This is a genomic window from Stenotrophomonas sp., from assembly GCF_050737575.1.
GTDB lineage: Bacteria > Pseudomonadota > Gammaproteobacteria > Xanthomonadales > Xanthomonadaceae > Stenotrophomonas.
On sequence record NZ_JBOHXW010000002.1, the window covers coordinates 110,838 to 127,495 of the forward strand.

General features: G+C 64.8%; 15 protein-coding genes and 1 pseudogene. 7 read left to right on the forward strand and 9 right to left on the reverse strand.

Translation table 11 applies throughout. The features are described from left to right. The first annotated feature begins 24 nt into the window (after window positions 1-24). The gene (locus ACREP4_RS03740) at window positions 25-1,293 is read left to right on the forward strand and encodes a threonine/serine ThrE exporter family protein (protein ID WP_431594874.1); all 1,269 of its coding nucleotides are present in this window, start codon (window positions 25-27) and stop codon (window positions 1,291-1,293) included. A 60-nt stretch (window positions 1,294-1,353) separates the two neighbouring features. Here ACREP4_RS03740 and ACREP4_RS03745 read toward each other — a convergent pair. The 3 genes and pseudogenes from ACREP4_RS03745 to ACREP4_RS03755 form a co-directional block, all read right to left on the reverse strand. Next, window positions 1,354-1,728, reverse strand: a pseudogene (locus tag ACREP4_RS03745) (H-NS family nucleoid-associated regulatory protein); the annotation flags it as partial. Between the two features lie 152 nt (window positions 1,729-1,880). Beyond that, complete coding sequence (locus ACREP4_RS03750; protein WP_431594875.1) at window positions 1,881-3,575, reverse strand: proline--tRNA ligase; 1,695 nt, start codon at window positions 3,573-3,575, stop codon at window positions 1,881-1,883. A gap of 309 nt (window positions 3,576-3,884) precedes the next feature. Then, window positions 3,885-4,268, reverse strand: coding sequence for a DUF4124 domain-containing protein (locus tag ACREP4_RS03755; RefSeq protein WP_431594876.1), 384 nt, complete (start codon window positions 4,266-4,268; stop codon window positions 3,885-3,887). An 84-nt stretch (window positions 4,269-4,352) separates the two neighbouring features. Here ACREP4_RS03755 and pssA point away from each other — a divergent pair, with 84 nt between their 5' ends. From pssA to rimI, 3 genes are read left to right on the forward strand one after another with little or no spacing between them, the layout of a single operon-like run. Then, complete coding sequence (pssA, locus tag ACREP4_RS03760) at window positions 4,353-5,132, forward strand: CDP-diacylglycerol--serine O-phosphatidyltransferase (protein WP_431594877.1); 780 nt, start codon at window positions 4,353-4,355, stop codon at window positions 5,130-5,132. Next, a complete protein-coding gene (locus ACREP4_RS03765) occupies window positions 5,129-5,587 on the forward strand; it encodes an alanine acetyltransferase (protein WP_431594878.1) in 459 nt (152 codons plus the stop codon). The genes pssA and ACREP4_RS03765 overlap by 4 nt, the downstream gene beginning before the upstream one ends. Then, window positions 5,584-6,081: a ribosomal protein S18-alanine N-acetyltransferase gene (gene rimI / locus ACREP4_RS03770; RefSeq protein ID WP_431594879.1), complete on the forward strand. Its 498-nt coding sequence runs from the start codon at window positions 5,584-5,586 to the stop codon at window positions 6,079-6,081. The genes ACREP4_RS03765 and rimI overlap by 4 nt, the downstream gene beginning before the upstream one ends. Before the next feature lie 67 nt (window positions 6,082-6,148). Here rimI and ACREP4_RS03775 read toward each other — a convergent pair whose 3' ends face one another. The 5 genes from ACREP4_RS03775 to ACREP4_RS03795 form a co-directional block, all read right to left on the reverse strand. Further along, window positions 6,149-6,973: an EamA family transporter gene (locus ACREP4_RS03775; protein WP_431594880.1), complete on the reverse strand. Its 825-nt coding sequence runs from the start codon at window positions 6,971-6,973 to the stop codon at window positions 6,149-6,151. Window positions 6,974-7,400: 427 nt separating this feature from the next. Then, entirely contained in the window at window positions 7,401-10,256 is a 2,856-nt protein-coding gene (locus ACREP4_RS03780) for a valine--tRNA ligase (RefSeq protein WP_431594881.1), read from the reverse strand. 31 nt (window positions 10,257-10,287) lie between these two features. After that, window positions 10,288-10,476, reverse strand: coding sequence for a YqaE/Pmp3 family membrane protein (locus ACREP4_RS03785; protein WP_431594882.1), 189 nt, complete (start codon window positions 10,474-10,476; stop codon window positions 10,288-10,290). 11 nt (window positions 10,477-10,487) lie between these two features. Next, the gene (locus ACREP4_RS03790) at window positions 10,488-10,913 is read right to left on the reverse strand and encodes a DNA polymerase III subunit chi (protein ID WP_431595307.1); all 426 of its coding nucleotides are present in this window, start codon (window positions 10,911-10,913) and stop codon (window positions 10,488-10,490) included. A 195-nt stretch (window positions 10,914-11,108) separates the two neighbouring features. Beyond that, window positions 11,109-12,581 (reverse strand): leucyl aminopeptidase, encoded by a 1,473-nt coding sequence (locus ACREP4_RS03795; protein ID WP_431594883.1) that lies wholly within the window; start codon window positions 12,579-12,581, stop codon window positions 11,109-11,111. Window positions 12,582-12,685: 104 nt separating this feature from the next. Here ACREP4_RS03795 and lptF point away from each other — a divergent pair, with 104 nt between their 5' ends. Together lptF and lptG are read left to right on the forward strand one after the other, a co-directional pair. Continuing rightward, complete coding sequence (gene lptF, locus ACREP4_RS03800) at window positions 12,686-13,777, forward strand: LPS export ABC transporter permease LptF (protein ID WP_431594884.1); 1,092 nt, start codon at window positions 12,686-12,688, stop codon at window positions 13,775-13,777. Further along, complete coding sequence (gene lptG, locus ACREP4_RS03805; RefSeq protein ID WP_431594885.1) at window positions 13,774-14,880, forward strand: LPS export ABC transporter permease LptG; 1,107 nt, start codon at window positions 13,774-13,776, stop codon at window positions 14,878-14,880. The genes lptF and lptG overlap by 4 nt, the downstream gene beginning before the upstream one ends. A 97-nt stretch (window positions 14,881-14,977) precedes the next feature. On the opposite strand, the gene ACREP4_RS03810 is transcribed toward lptG, so the two are convergent. After that, complete coding sequence (locus ACREP4_RS03810) at window positions 14,978-15,448, reverse strand: RDD family protein (protein ID WP_431594886.1); 471 nt, start codon at window positions 15,446-15,448, stop codon at window positions 14,978-14,980. A 71-nt stretch (window positions 15,449-15,519) separates the two neighbouring features. Between ACREP4_RS03810 and xerD the strand changes: the two genes are divergently transcribed. Beyond that, the gene (gene xerD / locus ACREP4_RS03815) at window positions 15,520-16,497 is read left to right on the forward strand and encodes a site-specific tyrosine recombinase XerD (protein ID WP_431594887.1); all 978 of its coding nucleotides are present in this window, start codon (window positions 15,520-15,522) and stop codon (window positions 16,495-16,497) included. Window positions 16,498-16,658 lie beyond the last annotated feature (161 nt).

The following is a 16,658-nucleotide window of genomic DNA, read 5'->3' on the forward strand; positions in this document are numbered from 1 at the left end:
CCGCTTCGGGCGATACTAGCGAGCATGTCCGCCGACCTCGCATCCATTCCTGTCACCGCCCCCAGTCGGGCGACTTACGCACAGCGCGTGGCCTTTGTTTCAGAAATGGCCGGGCGACTGCACCGTTATGGCACCACCGCGCAGCGGCTTGAAGCGGCGGTAGTGGCGCTGGCGCAGCAGTTGGATCTGGATTGCGAACCCTGGTCAAACCCCACCGGTTTGATATTGAGTTTCAGCGACCCGACCCAGGCCATCGGTTCCAGCGACATCACCCGCGTGATCCGGCTCGGGCCCGGCGATACCGATCTGCATAAACTGGCCATGGCCGATGAGATCGCCGATGCGGTGTCGACCGCGCGCATGAGTATCGCCCAAGGGCACACCGCGCTGCGTCAGTTGGATAAAGACCCGGGCCTGCGCGGCAAGATCCAGATGCTGCTGTCCTTTACCCTCGGCTCGGCCGGCGTGGCCGGGCTGTGGCGGTTGCCGTGGCTGGATATCGCAACGGCCGGTGTCACCGGGCTGCTGATTGGCCTGCTGTTGTTCTATACCGACCGGCGGGTCGCCACACGCGAGGCGGCCGATGCGCTGGCGGCGCTGCTGGCCGGTTTTGTCGCGGTGTTGGTGGCCTCGTTCATCGGGCCGCTGAACTTGAATTCCACCATCATCGCCTCGCTGGTGATTCTGCTGCCGGGTATGTCGCTGACCAATGCGGTCAACGAACTGGCCAGCCAACATTGGGTATCGGGCACAGCGCGGTTTGCCGGTGCGCTGACCACCATCATGAAACTCACCGTGGGCGCGATGATCGCGGTCACCATCGCCAGTTTCATTGGGCTGGAGCCGGTGGTAAAGGCATCGCGGCCGCAATCGGACTGGGTGGAGTGGGGCTCGGTGCTGGTGGCCTCGTTCGCGTTCGCCATGCTGTTCCGCGCCAGCAGGCGGGATTATCCGTGGGTGATGGCGGCCTCGCTGGCCGGTTATGCCATTTCCCGTTATGCCGGGCAGCAGTGGGGCGGGCCAGCCGGGATCTTCCTGGCGGCGATGCTGCTTACCGCGGCCGGCAACCTGTTTGGACGGCTGGTGCAGCGGCCTGGGGCGATCATCCGCCTGCCCGGCATCATCATGCTGGTGCCCGGCAGCATCAGCCTGCGCGGCGTATTGAACCTGGCGCAGCAGCAGAACGTAAATGCTGGCGAGTCCGCCCTGCTGACCGTGGTGAACGTGGTCATGGCGCTGGTGGCCGGCTTGCTGTTTGGCAACCTGCTGGTGCCCGCACGCAAGAATCTGTAACGACAGACAATAAAAAAACGCCGGCAATCTGCCGGCGTTTTCATTTTGTAACGCTGATTACTTTTGAATCAGGAAATCTTCAACCTTGCCACCCTGCTTGGTGAACTCGGCCAGCCAGCGCGGCTGCTTGCCACGGCCGGTCCAGGTTTCAGCCGGGTTGGCCGGGTTGCGGTACTTCGGGGCCACCTTCGGCAGCGTGCGGCCGGTCTTGGCAGCGCCCTTGGCAGCCTTGGTGCCACGAACGGCCTTGGCGACAGGAGCGCCGGCGCCGAACAGTTCTTCGATGGTGTAACCCGCCTTCTTGGCTGCAGCGGTCAGCTGAGCCCGAACCTTGGTGATCGGCTGGCGCTTGGCAACAACGGTTTTGCGCTTCTGGGCGTCGCGGATCAGTGCGGCCAGTTCTTTGGCCGACAGGTTGCTCAGATCAATACTCATCTAATGGACTACTCCGGATAATGGGTTCAGGGGAAAGCCGATCCGTGGCAGCGCCGCAAGAATACGGGCGCGCGGGGTGGATGACAAACCAAATACCGTTTTAGGTGTTATGTGCAAATGAAAAGGCCGGGATATTCCCCGGCCTTTTTAGATTACCCGATGATTTTCTGCAAAACCGTGGACTGGTCAAGGTTCTCAGCTTCGCTGGCATTGCGCGCGCGATATTCAAACGTACCGGCAGCCAAGCCACGCTCGGAAACCACGATGCGGTGCGGGATGCCGATCAGTTCCATATCGGCAAACATCGCGCCCGGGCGCAGGCCACGGTCGTCCAGCGCCGCGTCCACACCGGCGGCCTGCAGGTCGGCCAGCAAGGCTTCGGCGGCGGCGGTGACGTTGGCATCCTGCTTCGGGTTGATCATGCACACCACGGCCTGCCACGGCGCCATCGCGGCCGGCCAGAGGATGCCGGCGTCGTCGTGGTTCTGCTCGATGGCGGCGGCGACGATGCGCGACACGCCAATGCCGTAGCAGCCCATCGCCATCACGGCGGCCTTGCCGTTTTCGTCGAGCACGGTGGCCTTGAGCGCCTGCGCGTACTGGCGGCCCAGCTGGAATACATGGCCCACTTCGATGCCGCGGGTGATCTTCAACTCGCCGCCATCGCGGGCGCGGTCGCCGGCTTTGACGTTGCGGATATCGGCCACTTCCGGCTCGGCCAGATCGCGGCCCCAGTTGACGCCGGCAATGTGGAAGCCCTTTTCGTTGGCGCCGATGACAAAGTCCGCCATTGCCGCCACGTCGCGGTCAGCCACCACGCGGATTGCCTTGCGCGGATTGAGCGGGCCAAGGAAGCCCGGCTCGCTGCCCAGGTGTTCGGCAATTTCTGCTTCGCTGGCCATGCGGTAATCGGCCAAACCGGTGACCTTGCCCAGCTTGATCTCGTTGACCTCGTGGTCGCCGCGCACCAGCGCCAGCACGAATGCGTTCTCGCTGGTCATCACCGCAATCGACTTGACCGTGCGCAGCAGCGCAACGCCCATCAGCGCGGCCACGTCTTCGCAGGTCTTCTGCGTGGGCGTGTCGATCTTGCGCAGTTCCTCGCTGGCGGCCGCGCGCGGTGCCGGGTCGGCGGCGATGGCCGCTTCCACATTGGCTGCGTAATCCGAGCCGGTGGAGAACACCAGCGCGTCCTCGCCCGAATCGGCGATCACGTGGAATTCCTGCGAGGCGTCACCACCGATGGCGCCCGAATCGGCCTGTACCGCGCGGAACTCCAGGCCCAGACGGGTGAAGATGCGGGTGTAGGCGGCCTTCATGTTTTCGTATTCGGCGACCAGGCTGGCGTCGTCCAGATGGAAGGAGTAGGCATCCTTCATCAGGAACTCGCGCGCACGCATCACGCCGAAGCGCGGGCGGATTTCGTCACGGAACTTGGTCTGCACCTGGTAGAAATTGACCGGCAGCTGCTTGTAGCTGGCCAGCTCCTGACGCGCGAAGTCGGTGATCGCTTCCTCGGCGGTCGGGCTGTAGCAGTACTCCTGCTCCTTGCGGTCCTTGATCTTCAGCAGCTGGCCGCCGAATTTCTCCCAGCGCCCGGTTTCTTCCCACAGCTCCTTGGGCTGGATGGTCGGCAACTGCAGCTCCACTGCGCCGGCGCGGTTCATTTCCTCGCGCACGATGCCTTCCACCTTGCGCAGCACCCGCAGGCCCAGTGGCGACCAGGTGTACAGGCCCGAGGCCAGCTTGCGGATCATGCCCGCGCGCAGCATCAGCTTGTGGCTGATCAGCTCGGCGTCGGCGGGAGTTTCCTTGGTGGTGTGCAGGTGGAAGCGGGACAGGCGCATGGGAGGGCTTCGCAAAACGGCGGAATCGCCTATTTTGCCAGCCTTGTCGCCCGCTGGGGTGCCCGTTTGGGCGCCGGTCGACATCAGCGGGCGGCTGTCGGAGCGGCCTTGGCCGCGAAGCCGGGGTTCTGTCCTAGGTTGGCGCGCTGGTGATTGCAGGGTGTCGCGGGGCGTTTGTCCACGTCATTGGGCTCACGGCCGAGGCTGCTCCTGCAAATGCCGGTCGTGGAAATCAACGGATGGCTGTAGGAGCGGCCTTGGCCGCGAACCCAATATTCCGTCCGAGATCAAGCAAGCCCGCGCGGAGGCTCAAGTCTTGTCGACGGGCTTGCAATAGACCGCGGCGGCCGACTCGGCCAGCTGCTTCTGCGCGGCGCGCTGGGTGTCGTCCAGTTCGGTGTCCGGCTTGCCGTCGCCATCGCTGTCGCGCATTACCCGGTTGTTGCCGGCCAGAATCTCAAGGTTCTTGCGGGCGCCCAGACACTGCTCGGATTCGCCAGCTTCGGCCGGTGGGGCCTCGGCCACCGGGACGCCGCTGGCGGCGATGCGGCGGGTTTCGTACTGCTGGCCGGTCGGCGGGCGCTCGGAGTACTGGGTGACCCCGTTGGCGTCTTTCCACTTGTACAGGTTGCCGGCAGAGACGCTGGCGGTGGCCAGCGCGAGCAGGCAGCAGAGGCGGGGCAGGGCACGCATGGCGTCTCCGGGGACAGTGAAACTGGGCAGGCGGTGATTGCAGCACCCGGTGACGTGGCTGGCAAGTCGATTAAACTCCCCGGTATGGACGAAATGAGACCCAAGCCGCGTTCGCGCAGCATCTACCTGCTGCCGAACCTGTTCACCACCGCCGGGCTGTTTGCCGGCTTCTACGCCATCATCGCCGCATCCAACGGGGACTTCGTCAACGCCAGCATCGCGGTGTTCGTGGCTGCCGTCATGGACGGGCTGGACGGGCGCGTTGCGCGTTTGACCGGCACCAGCAGCGAATTCGGCGTGCAATACGACTCGTTGGCCGATCTGGTCAGCTTCGGCATGGCGCCGGCGCTGGTCATGTACCACTGGGCGCTGTCGTCGCTGAAGTTTGACGGCGAGATCCTCGGCCGCGTCGGCTGGTCGGCTGCTTTCCTGTACGCCGCCTGCGCGGCATTGCGCCTGGCCCGCTTCAATACCCAGGTGGGTTCGGTCGACAAGCGCTGGTTTATTGGCTTGGCCAGTCCGGCCGCTGCCGGTTTGATGATGTCCTTTGTCTGGGCCTTCGCCGACGGCAACCTTGGCTGGAATGGCGAGGAACTGCGTTATGTGGCGCTGGCGGTGACGATTGTCTCCGGCCTGTTGATGGTCAGCCGCATCCGCTTCTGGAGCTTCAAGGGCGGCGGCGAGAAGGGCCCGCGCTCGGAGCGTGTGTCGTTCCTGATGCTGGCCCTGGTGCCGGTGATCATTGCCGTCATGGTGCTGGACCCGGCGCGCGCGCTGTTTGCGGTAGGCGTGGTGTACGCGTTGTCTGGCCCGGTGATGTGGGCATTGCAGCGTTGGCGTCAGCCGACCGGCAAGGTGCAGTGACCGACACCGCGCCCGAAGTAGTGTGGTCCGCGCAGCAGCAGGCATGGCTGCAGGCGATGGGCTACACGGTGTATCTGGAAGGCAGCGCGCTGGACGCGCTTGCCTTGGCGGAGGCGGCAACGCCTGCGCCGATAGCGGTCGAGATTGAACCGGCGGCTGCACCGGCTCCGCGTGCGGCACCGGCGCCACGCAGGGAAGCCCCGCAAGCGTCCGCGCCGGAAACCCCGGTCACCACCGCCAGCAAACCGCCGAATGCGGGCCGTCGTGCCGGTGGCCTGCGCATGCCCGATCGCCTGCAGATTGCCTTGCTGCGCGCCTCCGGCTGCAACCCGAACGATCCGCAGACCCGCGTCTTGATGGACAGCTGGCCGCTGGCCGAGCTGCGTGCCGATCCGGCCGCCAAGCGCGCGCTGTGGCCGCAGCTGCGCGCATTGCGGCGGAAGTCACGGCAATGAACGCGCAGGCCCGGGAGCCGCGGCCAGCCATGCGGCCGATGTTCGAGGACGATCTGGACGCGGTGATGGAGGTCGAGCTTCGCGCTTATCCGTTTCCGTGGACGCCGGGCATTTTTCAGGATTGCCTGCGCGCCGGTTATCCCGGCCGCGTGCTGCTGTTGGATGGACGTATCGCTGGCTACGGGATGGTGAGCTTGGCCGCTGATGAAGCGCATGTGCTCAATGTATGTGTGGACCCGAAGGTGCAATCGCGCGGCCACGGCCGGCAGTTGCTGCGTGAGTTGGTGCGTGCGGCGCGGCAGCGCGGTGCGGTGCGGGTGTTCCTGGAAGTGCGGCCGTCCAACACGCCGGCGATTGCGCTGTATCACAGCGAAGGCTTCAACGAGATTGGTCGACGCCCGCGCTATTACCCGACCGAGCACGGCCGCGAGGATGCGCTGGTGATGGCGATGGAACTGGTGGATGACGACATCACCACCATGCCGCCGCTGTGATCGCGTAAGCGCAATCGGTTCGTAGGCGGGCTGGAACTCCCACACGTTTGATGTTGCTGCTGGTGGTTCAACCCAGCCGCAGCGTAATCACGCCAATCACGATCAGGCCTGCTGCCAGCACGCGGCGGTGGGTGATACGTTCTTTCAACACCATGGCAGATATCAGCAGCGCGAACAGGATCGAGGTTTCGCGCAGCGCGGCGATGATCGCGACTGGAGCCAAGGTCATTGCCCACAGCGCGATGCCGTAGGACGTGGTGGTACCGATGCCGCCGATCAGGCCGCGCGTCCAGTTGTCGCGGAAATACGCCTGCAGTTGCCGGCGGCGGGTAAGTAGTGCCCAGAGTGGAAGCGGCAGGCCCGACAGCAGGAACAGCCACAAGGTGTAGCTCAACGGGTTTCCCGACAAGCGCGCGCCTTGCGCATCCACCACGGTGTAAGTGGCGATCAGCAGTGCGATGAACAGCGGTAGTTGCAGGTTGCGCCGGTGGCCGCTGCCGGCCATGCACAGGATGCCGAGGCTGACCAGGGCAACGCCGGCCCATCCGCTGACGGGCAGGTGCTCGCCGAACACGACGCTGCCTACCAGCGCGACCAGCAATGGCGCGCAGCCGCGCATCAACGGATAGGCCAGGCTCATGTCGGCGACGTGATACGCACGCGCCACCAGCAGGTAGTAGCCAAGTTGCAGCAGCGCAGACATCGCAAGCCACGGCCAACTGGCCGGCGCTGGAAGTGGCAGCCACGGCAGCAGCAATGCGGACAGTGCAGCGGCCCAGCCGGTGACCAGAATCGTGGTCAATAGTTTGTCGCCACCGAGTTTGACGATGGCGTTCCAGCTGGCGTGCAGCAGCGCGGCGAACAGGACGGCGCAGAAGAGGCCGAGGGACATTGGGTGTCGGTGGTTGGGGGGCTGGGGGAGGGTAGCTGGGATTGGGAGGTGGTGGTGTTGGGAGGCGAAGGTCAAACGCTTAGGAGCCAAAAGCTCAAAAGCTCAAGAGCTCAAGAGCTCAAGAGCTCAAGAGCCCCTCATCCGCCCTGACGGGCACCTTCTCCCGCAAGCGGGAGAAGGGATGGGATTGCGCAGTTTTGTTCTATCTGTGGGCTTGCTGAGTTGTCGGCATTGCGTGGTGAAGGGAGCAGTCGACTCGCAGGAGTGCATGACGCATTGCGGTCCCTTCTCCCGCTTGCGGGAGAAGGTGCCCGTCAGGGCGGATGAGGGGGCTCTTCGCCTTTAGCTTCTGGCTTTCCATCTTTTCAACGCGCAAAAGAAAACGCCGCCCGAAGGCGGCGTTTTCAATCAGCAGATCAACAAATCCTTAGAGCTTCGCGCGCTGTTCCTGCAAACCCGCGAGCTGGCTGTTCCAGTCGATCAGGCGTACGCGTTCCTGCTCGACCACCGCTGCCGGCACCTTGTCGGTGAACTTGGACAACTTGGTCTCGCTCTTCTCCTTCTCCGAGGAGACGCGGGCGATTTCCTTGTCCAGGCGCGCGCGCTCGGCATCCAGATCGACCAGGCCTTCCAGCGGCACCAGCAACTTCAATTCGCCGACGATGGCAGTGGCTGCCGGCGGGGTCTGTGCATCGGCTGCCAACCACTCGATGCTTTCCAGCTTGAGCAGGAAGCGCAGCTGCGAGGTGAAGCGCTCCACGCGTGCGCGGTCGGCCGCTTGGCCACCCTGCAACAGCAGGCGCACCTGCTTGGACGGTGGCACGTTCAACTCGCTGCGCACGCGGCGCAGGGCGCTGACCATGCTCTTGAACCATTCCACGTCGGTTTCGGCCTGCGCGTAATCACCGGCGAATTCTTCGGCGGTGGGGTAGGCGCGCAGCGACAGCGTGTCGGTGGTGATACCAAGACGCGGTGCCACCTGCTGCCACAGCTGCTCGGTGACGAACGGGGTCAGCGGGTGCAGCAGGCGCAGCACGGCTTCCAGCACGTACAGCAGGGTGTGACGGGTGCTGGCCGCATCTTCGGCGTTGTCGCCGTTGAGCGCGGGCTTGGTCAGCTCCAGGAACCAATCGCAGAACTCGTTCCAGACGAACTCGTACAGCGCCTGTGCCAACAGGTCGAAGCGGTAATCGGCGTAGTGCTGCTGCGCTTCGGTCGAGACTTTGGCCAGGCGGGCGAGGATCCACTTCTCGGCATCGGTGTTCGCCGCAGGCGTACCCTCACCCCCAGCCGCTCTCCCGGTGGGAGAGGGGAGCACGAAGCCTTCGGTGTTCATCAGCGTAAAGCGGCTGGCGTTCCACAGCTTGTTGCAGAAGTTCTTGTAGCCCTCGGCGCGGCTCATGTCGAACTTGATGTCGCGGCCGTGGGTGGCCAGCGCGGCGATGGTGAAGCGCAGCGCATCGGCACCGTGGGCGATGATGCCGTCCGGGAATTCCTTGCGCGTGGCCTTTTCGATCTTCTCGGCCATCTTCGGCTGCATCAGGCCATGCGTGCGCTTGGCGACCAGGTCGTCGATGGTGATGCCGTCGATGATGTCCAGCGGATCGAGCACGTTGCCCTTGGACTTGGACATCTTCTGGCCCTGACCGTCGCGGATCAGGCCGGTGATGTAGACGTCCTTGAACGGGATCTGCCCGGTGAAGCTGTCGGTGGCCATGATCATGCGGGCCACCCAGAAGAAGATGATGTCGAAGCCGGTGATCAGCACGTTCGACGGCAGGTAGCGGTCGAAACCGCGCTCGGTCATCGCCGCTTCGTTCGGCCAGCCCAGCGTGGAGAACGGCCACAGCTGCGAGGAGAACCAGGTCTCCAGCACGTCGCTGTCCTGGGTCAGCACCACGTCGTCGCCCAGCCCGGCCTTGGCGCGCGCGTCGGCTTCGTTGCGACCGACGTAGCAGTTGCCCGCTTCGTCGAACCACGCCGGAATGCGGTGGCCCCACCACAGCTGGCGGCTGATGCACCAATCCTGGATGTTCTCCATCCAGTGGCGGTACGTGTTGATCCAGTTGGCGGGCACGAACTTGATCGAACCGTTCTCAACCAGTTCCAGGCCGCGCTTGGCCAGGCCGTCCATCTTCACGAACCACTGGTCGGTCAGATACGGCTCGATCACCTGGCCGGTACGGTCGCCGCGCGGCACCTGCAGCTTGTGCGCCTTGGTTTCGACCAGGATGCCCAGGTCTTCCAGTTCGGCCAGGATCACCTTGCGTGCTTCGTAACGGTCCAGGCCACGGTATTTTTCCGGGGCGTTTTCGTTGAGCGTGGCGATGGTGGTGAACAGGTTGATCATCGGCAGGCCGTGACGAACGCCCACCTGGTAATCGTTGAAGTCATGCGCCGGGGTCACTTTGACCACGCCGGTGCCGAACGCCTTGTCGACGTAGTCGTCGCCGATCACCGGCACGCTGCGGCCGGTCAGCGGCAGGGTCACGCGCTTGCCGATCAGGTGCGCGTAACGGCTGTCTTCCGGGTGCACCATCACCGCGGTGTCGCCCAGCAGGGTTTCCGGGCGGGTGGTGGCCACGACCAGGTAATGGCGGGTTTCGCGCAGGGTTTCGTTGCCGTCGGCATCGACTTCGACATGCTCGTAGCTGGCGCCGTCTTCCAGCGCGTAGGCAATCGACCACATGAAGCCGTCTTCTTCCACGCTCTCCACTTCCAGGTCGGAAATGGCGGTCTTCAGCACCGGATCCCAGTTGACCAGACGCTGGCCACGGTAGATCAGGCCCTGCTCGTGCCAGCGCAGGAACGATTCAATCACCGCCTCGCTCGGGCCCGGGTCCATGGTGAAGGTGCTGCGTGACCAGTCGGCCGAGGTGCCGAGGCGGCGCATCTGGCCTTCGATCACGTTGCCCGAGTGCGCCTTCCACTCCCACACCTTGTCGATGAAGCCATCGCGGCCCAGCGAGTCGCGGGTTTCACCCTTGCCTTCCATCGCCAGGTTGCGGCTGACCACCATTTCAGTGGCGATGCCGGCGTGGTCGGTGCCCACCTGCCACAGCGTGTCGTAGCCACGCATGCGGTGGTAGCGGATCAGCGCGTCCATCAGCGTCTGCTGGAAGGCGTGGCCCATGTGCAGCGTGCCGGTGACGTTCGGCGGCGGCAGCAGGATGGTGTACGGCTCGCCCTTGCCGGACGGCTTGAAGTGGCCGGCCTTTTCCCACGCATCGTAGAGATCCGTTTCGAAAGACTTGGGGTCGTAGCTGGAGGCAAGTTGGGTCATGCGGGGGAACCGGATAAAAGCGGAGGGGAGATCAGCGGCCGAGCGCGCGCTGGATCTTCTGGTCAGTGTGGTACTGGCTGACGGCGTATGCAGCCCAGATGGCGGCGGGCAGCCAGCCGATCAAGGTGATCTGCAGGATGAGGCAGACAATGCCGGAAATCGGGCGGCCAATCGTGAAAAAGGCCAGCCACGGCAGCAGGATGGCGATCAACAGGCGCATTGGCGTAGTCCTTACATGTCGTGTTTGTTGAGCGCGTAGCCGGCGGCCTTGTACTGGCGCCAGCGCTCGCGCAGCGGTTCGCGTGCTTCCGGGTCGGCCGGCACCACTTCCAGCACGCGCTCGCAGGCGCCCATATAGGGCGCGTCGCGCAGGTTGATCACCAAGGGCCGCTCCGGCGCATCGGCACCCGGTACGGCGATCAGCACGATGGCTTCTTCCTCGTCCACGTCCTCACCGATGATCTGGTGCGGAATGTAGGCGTCCGGGTCGAACGACCACAGCAGCTCGTCCAGTTCCTCGGCCTGGGCCGCATCGCGCGCCAGCACCAGCGTGTACAGACCGCCGTCATTGGCTTTGCGGGCGAGCTCGCACACCAGCTTCAAGGGCTCGGTGAGAAAGCGCGGCTTGGCAATCAGGTAGAAGTCGGCGCGCATCAGGGCAGGGGACCAATTAGAAGGAGGGAGCGGGGAACAGGGACTGGGGAATGAAACCGTGTTGGCGGGATTGGAGCCGGGCGCGGAGAACCTTGATTCCCTGCTCCCGAACCCCCGTTCCCTGCCGTTGCGTGATTGAAGCTCAGAGGCAGGGAACCTTCATTCCCCGCTCCCCGTTCCCCAATCCCGGCTTCTTCTTCAGGCAACGCGATCCAGCAACCACTGGGTCAGCAGGCCGACCGGGCGACCGGTGGCCATGCCGCGCTTGCCTTCATCGCTGGCCACGCCGGCGATGTCCAGGTGCGCCCAGCGCTGGCCTTCGGCAAAGCGCGACAGGAAGCAGCCAGCGGTGATGGCGCCAGCCCAGCGGCCGCCGATGTTGTAGACGTCGGCAAAGCTGGAATCCAGCATGCCCTGGTACTCGTCCCACAACGGCAGGCGCCAGGCGCGGTCGAACACGTTTTCGCCAGCGGCGATCAGTTCGTTGGCCAAGTCGTCGTGCTTGCTCATCAGGCCGGCGGTCTGGTGGCCCAGGGCCACCATGCAGGCGCCGGTGAGCGTTGCCACGTCAATCAGTGCGGCCGGCTCGAAGCGCTGCGCATAGGTCAGCGCGTCGCACAGGATCAGGCGGCCTTCGGCGTCGGTGTTGCCGACTTCGATGGTCTTGCCGGACATCGAGGTGATGACGTCCGACGGGCGGTAGGCATTGCCGTCGATGGCGTTTTCCACCGCCGGCACGACCACGATCAGGTTCAGCGGCAGCTTGGCCTTGACCGTGGCGACGAAGGTGCCGATGACGTTGGCGCCACCGCACATGTCGTACTTCATTTCCTCGATGCCGCCCTGGGTCTTCAGGTTGACGCCGCCGGTGTCGAAGGTGATGCCCTTGCCGACCAGCACGTACGGCTTGGCGTCACCGCCGTTGTTCCACTTCAGCACGACCAGCTTGGGGCGGTTGGCCGAACCACGGGCCACGGCCAGCAGCGAGCCCATGCCCAGCGCTTCCATCTGCGCCTCGTCCAGGATCTCGGCTTCGGCGCCGTCGTGTTCGGCAGCGAACTTGACCGACGATTCGGCCAGGTATGCCGGGGTGCAGAAATTCGGCGGCAGGTTGCCCAGCTCGCGGGCGTATTCCACGCCGGCGGCGATGGCGTGGCCCTGCAGCAGCGCGGTGTCGTCGTTACCGGCGATGGCCAGCGTTTCCAGACCCGGTGCTTCGGGCTTCTTCTTGCCCAGGGTGGCGGTGTAGCGGTAATTGGCGTGATTGGCGGCAATCACGGCCTGGCGGATGTTCCAGGCGGCGTCGCGGCCCTTCACTTCCAGCTCGGCCAGGGTGAACAGCGCGCTGCGGGTGGCGCCGGTCTTCAGCGCACGGGCGGCATCGCCGACCGCCTTGATGTACTGCGCCACGCCAAATTTGGCCGGCTCGCCGAGGCCAACCACCAGCATGCGGGCGGCGTTGACGCCTTCCAGGTCGTGCAACAAGGTGGTGTTGCCGGTTTTGACACCGACGTCGCCGCGCTCGACCAGCGCCGCGATACGACCGCCTGAGGCGGTGTCCAGGGCCTGCGCTGCGGGAGTCAGCGACTTGTCGGAGAAGGCGCCGACGATGATGCAATCCACCTCAGCAGAGGCGGGCGCGGCGTGGTTCAGGGTGAATTCCAGAGACATTGATCAGATTCCGTTGCCAAATCCGTACAATCGCGGGCTACTTGCGCGTGGCTGCTGAGCCACCCGTGCCGCGGACGAAACCGAGAGTTTAAACCACCGACCCCATGGCAAAGCTTGATCGCTACCTGCTGAGTGACTTCGTCCAGAGCTTTCTGGCCACTTTGACCGTGCTGCTGGTGGTGAGTGTGGGCGGCGTATTGGTCGATATTCTGGGCCGTATCGCCGATGGCCGGATTCCCGCAGGGCTGTTGCTGTCGCAACTGGGCCTGCAATTCATCGTTTATCTGCCCATCATCCTGCCGCTGGCCCTGCTGCTCGGCCTGGCGTTGGCCATTGCCAGGCTCTATCGGGATTCGGAAATGGCGGTATTGACCGCGATTGGCGTCGGCCCGAAGCGGCTGCTCAAGCCGTTGTTGATGCTGGTGGTGCCGGTGGTGGCCTTGGTGGCGACCTGCTCGCTGTGGCTGGGGCCGTGGGCCGATCGCACTGCCGAGCGCATGCTCGATGCGGCCAGCCGCAACGTGGTGCTGGCCGGGCTGGAGCCGGGCAAGTTCACCCCCTTGAGTGGCGGCGGCGTGGTGTATCTGTCCTCGCTCAATGAAGACGGCAGCAAGATGGGCAAGGTGTTCATGCAGCGGCAGAAGGACGGCCGGCTGGATGTGGTGTCGGCCAACGGCGGCACGGTATTTGTGGAAGGCGAACGCCAGCGTTACCTGCGTTTGGAAGACGGTTACCGGGTGGAAGGGCCAGAGAACGGTGAGCTGGATTACCGATTGATGCGCTACGCCAGCAATGAAATGGCGCTGCCGGACCGTGATGAAGTCCGCGACGAGAACGACCCGGAAATGATGCCGACCATGAAGTTGCTGGGCGACGCACGCCCCGAAGCGCGCGCGCAGCTGCATTCGCGCATCACGCCCGCCTTGCTGGCGCTGGCATTTGCCCTGCTTGCCCTGCCGCTGGCGCGCAGTGCGCCGCGACAGTCGCGCTACGGCCGCATCATGCTGGCCTTCCTGGCGTACATGCTGGCGGTGAACATGACGATCATCGGCCGCCAGTGGTTGGCCGAGGGCAAGGTGCCGCTGGTCGCGGGCATGTGGTGGTTGACCCTGCCGCTGTTGGCGTTCGCGCTGTGGCTGTACTTCCGTGATGGACGCCTGTCCCGTCCGCGTTCGCGTGCAGGAGCCAAGGCATGAGGCTGCTCCCGCGTATCCATGATGTGTATGTCGGCCGCAACGTGCTGTTCACCGTTCTGGTGGTGTGGCTGGTGCTGCTGGGGCTGGACGGCATCATGGCGCTGTCCAGCGAAAGCAAGAACATCGGCATCGGCAGTTACACCTTTGGCCACGCCTTGGCGGCGACGGCCTATACCCTGCCGCGTCGCGCCTACACCCTGTTCCCGATGGCTGCGGTGATTGGCGCGCTGATGGGACTGGGCCAGTTGGCAGCCACCTCCGAATTGACCGCTTTGCGCGCGGTCGGTGTGTCGCGGCGGCGGATTGCCTTGTCGGTGGCCATCGCGTTGTCGTTGTTGACCGCCTTGATGGTGGTGAACGGTGAAACCCTGGCGCCGTGGGCGCAGAACCGCGCCGACACGCTGAAGACCAGTGCCAAGTACAACGCCGATCTGTCGGTAGCCCGGTATTCGGGCCTGTGGGCGCGCGAGGGCGACACGTTCCTCAATGCGCAGTCGGGCGAAGAGTTGCTGGATGGCGACAAGGGCACGCGCTTGGAGCTGCATGACGTGCGCTTGTACACGTTGGACGCCGATGGGCGTCTGGCGGCGCTCACCTATGCAGCGACAGCGACGCACAACGACAAGGGCTGGATGCTCAACAAGGTGCGGCGCGACGTGTTCGGCGAGCGCTCGGTCACTCGGCAGACGGTGGAAAGCGAGCTGTGGGATTCAAAGCTGGACGCTGCCGCGTTGGCGGCCGGCCTGGCCAAGCCACGCAACCTCAGCGCCGGCGAACTGAAGACCAGCATCGAGTACCGCAAGCGCAACGGGTTGGATGCGCGTGACTACGAAGACACGTATTGGAGCCGCTGGTTCTATCCGTTGAACGTGCTGGCGCTGTGTCTGGCCGCCGTGCCGTTTGCGTTTGGCTCGCTGCGCAGCGGCGGCATGGGCAAGCGTTTGTTCCTGGGCATGTTGTTTGCGCTGGGCTTCATGCTGCTGCAGATGTTCTTCGGCCGCATGGCCGGCGCGTTGAAGTTCGATTACCGCATCGCCTATGCGTTGCCGCCGATCCTGATGCTGGCCATCTCCGGCTGGTTGTCGCGACGGCGCGTGGGTTGAGACGCGCGCGGTCAGTAAGGCGGAGCCATGCTCCGCTGCGACGTTGTCGGTAGCGCTTTGCCGGGCATGGCTCGGCGCTACAACGCTATCGCGCAGATCAGGTGGGTTTTGGCAGCTTTACCAAGCGGGTGCCGCTGAGGCGGTCGTGCCAGGTCAGGCGTTCGCGGTCGAACAGTGCCCACCAGAAACCCAGGCCGCCGCACAGCAATGACAAGGTGCCTGCCGCGTAGCGCTTCCATAGCGCGGCGTTGCTGGCCGGCCCGCCGCTCATTGAACGCAGATGCAGATGCCACGGGCGCATGCCCAAGGTCTGTCCGCCGCGTTTCCAGCTGGCGGTCGCATAGAGACCGGCGACGGCCCAGCAGCACAACCACAGCAGCCACTGCAGCGCGCTGTAGGGCTGGATGTTTTCGCGCGTGGCGTGCCCGGAGAAGGTGTAGCCAAGGGTGAACGCGGCCGAGATCAGCATCCACAGCGCCAATACCGGCCAGAAGTCGTAGAACAACGCCGCGAGCCGCCGTGGCAGCAAGGCGGAAGGGCGCGCGGATTCGTCAGCGGTTGTGCTCATGGGCCGAGCATACGGTCTGTGGTGGCGTCGGTGCATGGGCAGCCGCCGGTGCAGGCTCTATCCTTGCGCCGATGTCCGTCGCACACACTCCTGCCGAACGCCGCCAACTGGTGCAGCAACTGCCACCCTTGCGCGATGCCGATGCGCGACCGATCCAGCGCTTTCTGGATGCGATCTGGGCCGAGCACGGGCTGGCGCGGGCGTCGTTGGACAGCTACCGGCGTGATCTGGAAGGGCTGGCGCGCTGGCGAGATGGTGGCAGCGGTGGATTGGTCGGCATCGACCGTGCCGGACTGTTTGATTACCTGGCCTGGCGCACCCGCAATGGCTGGACCGCACGCAGCAACGCGCGCTTGTTGTCGGCATTGCGCGCCTTCTTCGGCCATGCGCTCAAACGCGGCGACCGCGCCGACGATCCTTCCGCCTTGTTGGAGCCGCCCAAGTTGCCGCGCTCGCTGCCCAAGGCCTTGGCCGAAAGCCAGATCGAGGCGTTGTTGGCCGCGCCGGATGTCGACAGCCCGCTGGGCCTGCGCGACCGCGCGATGCTGGAGTTGATGTACGCCGCCGGCCTGCGCGTGAGTGAGCTGGTCAACCTGCCGGCCAACGCGGTCAACCTGCGTCAAGGCGTGCTGCGGGTGACCGGCAAGGGCAGCAAGGAACGGCTGGTGCCGCTGGGCGAGGAGTCGCAGCATTGGTTGGAGCGTTATCTGGCGCAGGCCCGCGCGCAGTTGACCGGCGGCAAGCCGGCCGTGGCGATGGCCGACGGCCAGGTGCCGCTGTTTGTCGGCGTCGACCGCACCGCCTTGAGCCGGCAACAGTTCTGGGCCTTGGTGAAAACCTGTGCCGCGGTGGCGGGTATCGACCCGGCCAAGATCAGCCCGCACGGCCTGCGCCACAGTTTCGCCACGCACCTGCTCAACCACGGCGCCGACCTGCGCGCGCTGCAGATGCTGCTCGGCCACAGTTCGCTGTCCACCACCCAGATCTACACCCTGGTAGCGCGCGAACACCTGCAGAAGTTGCACCGCAAACATCATCCGCGCGGTTGAGTTCGAGCGCGCCGTGGGTGGAATCGATAGCAAACGTAGGCTGGGATACAGCGCAGCGGAATCCCAGCATCCGTCAGCAGCGCGGGTACGGGCCGCTATCCACAACGCATGTGCGGTAGGGCACGCACAAGTTGTGGATAAAGGGCGGCAGCCCTTGGCAC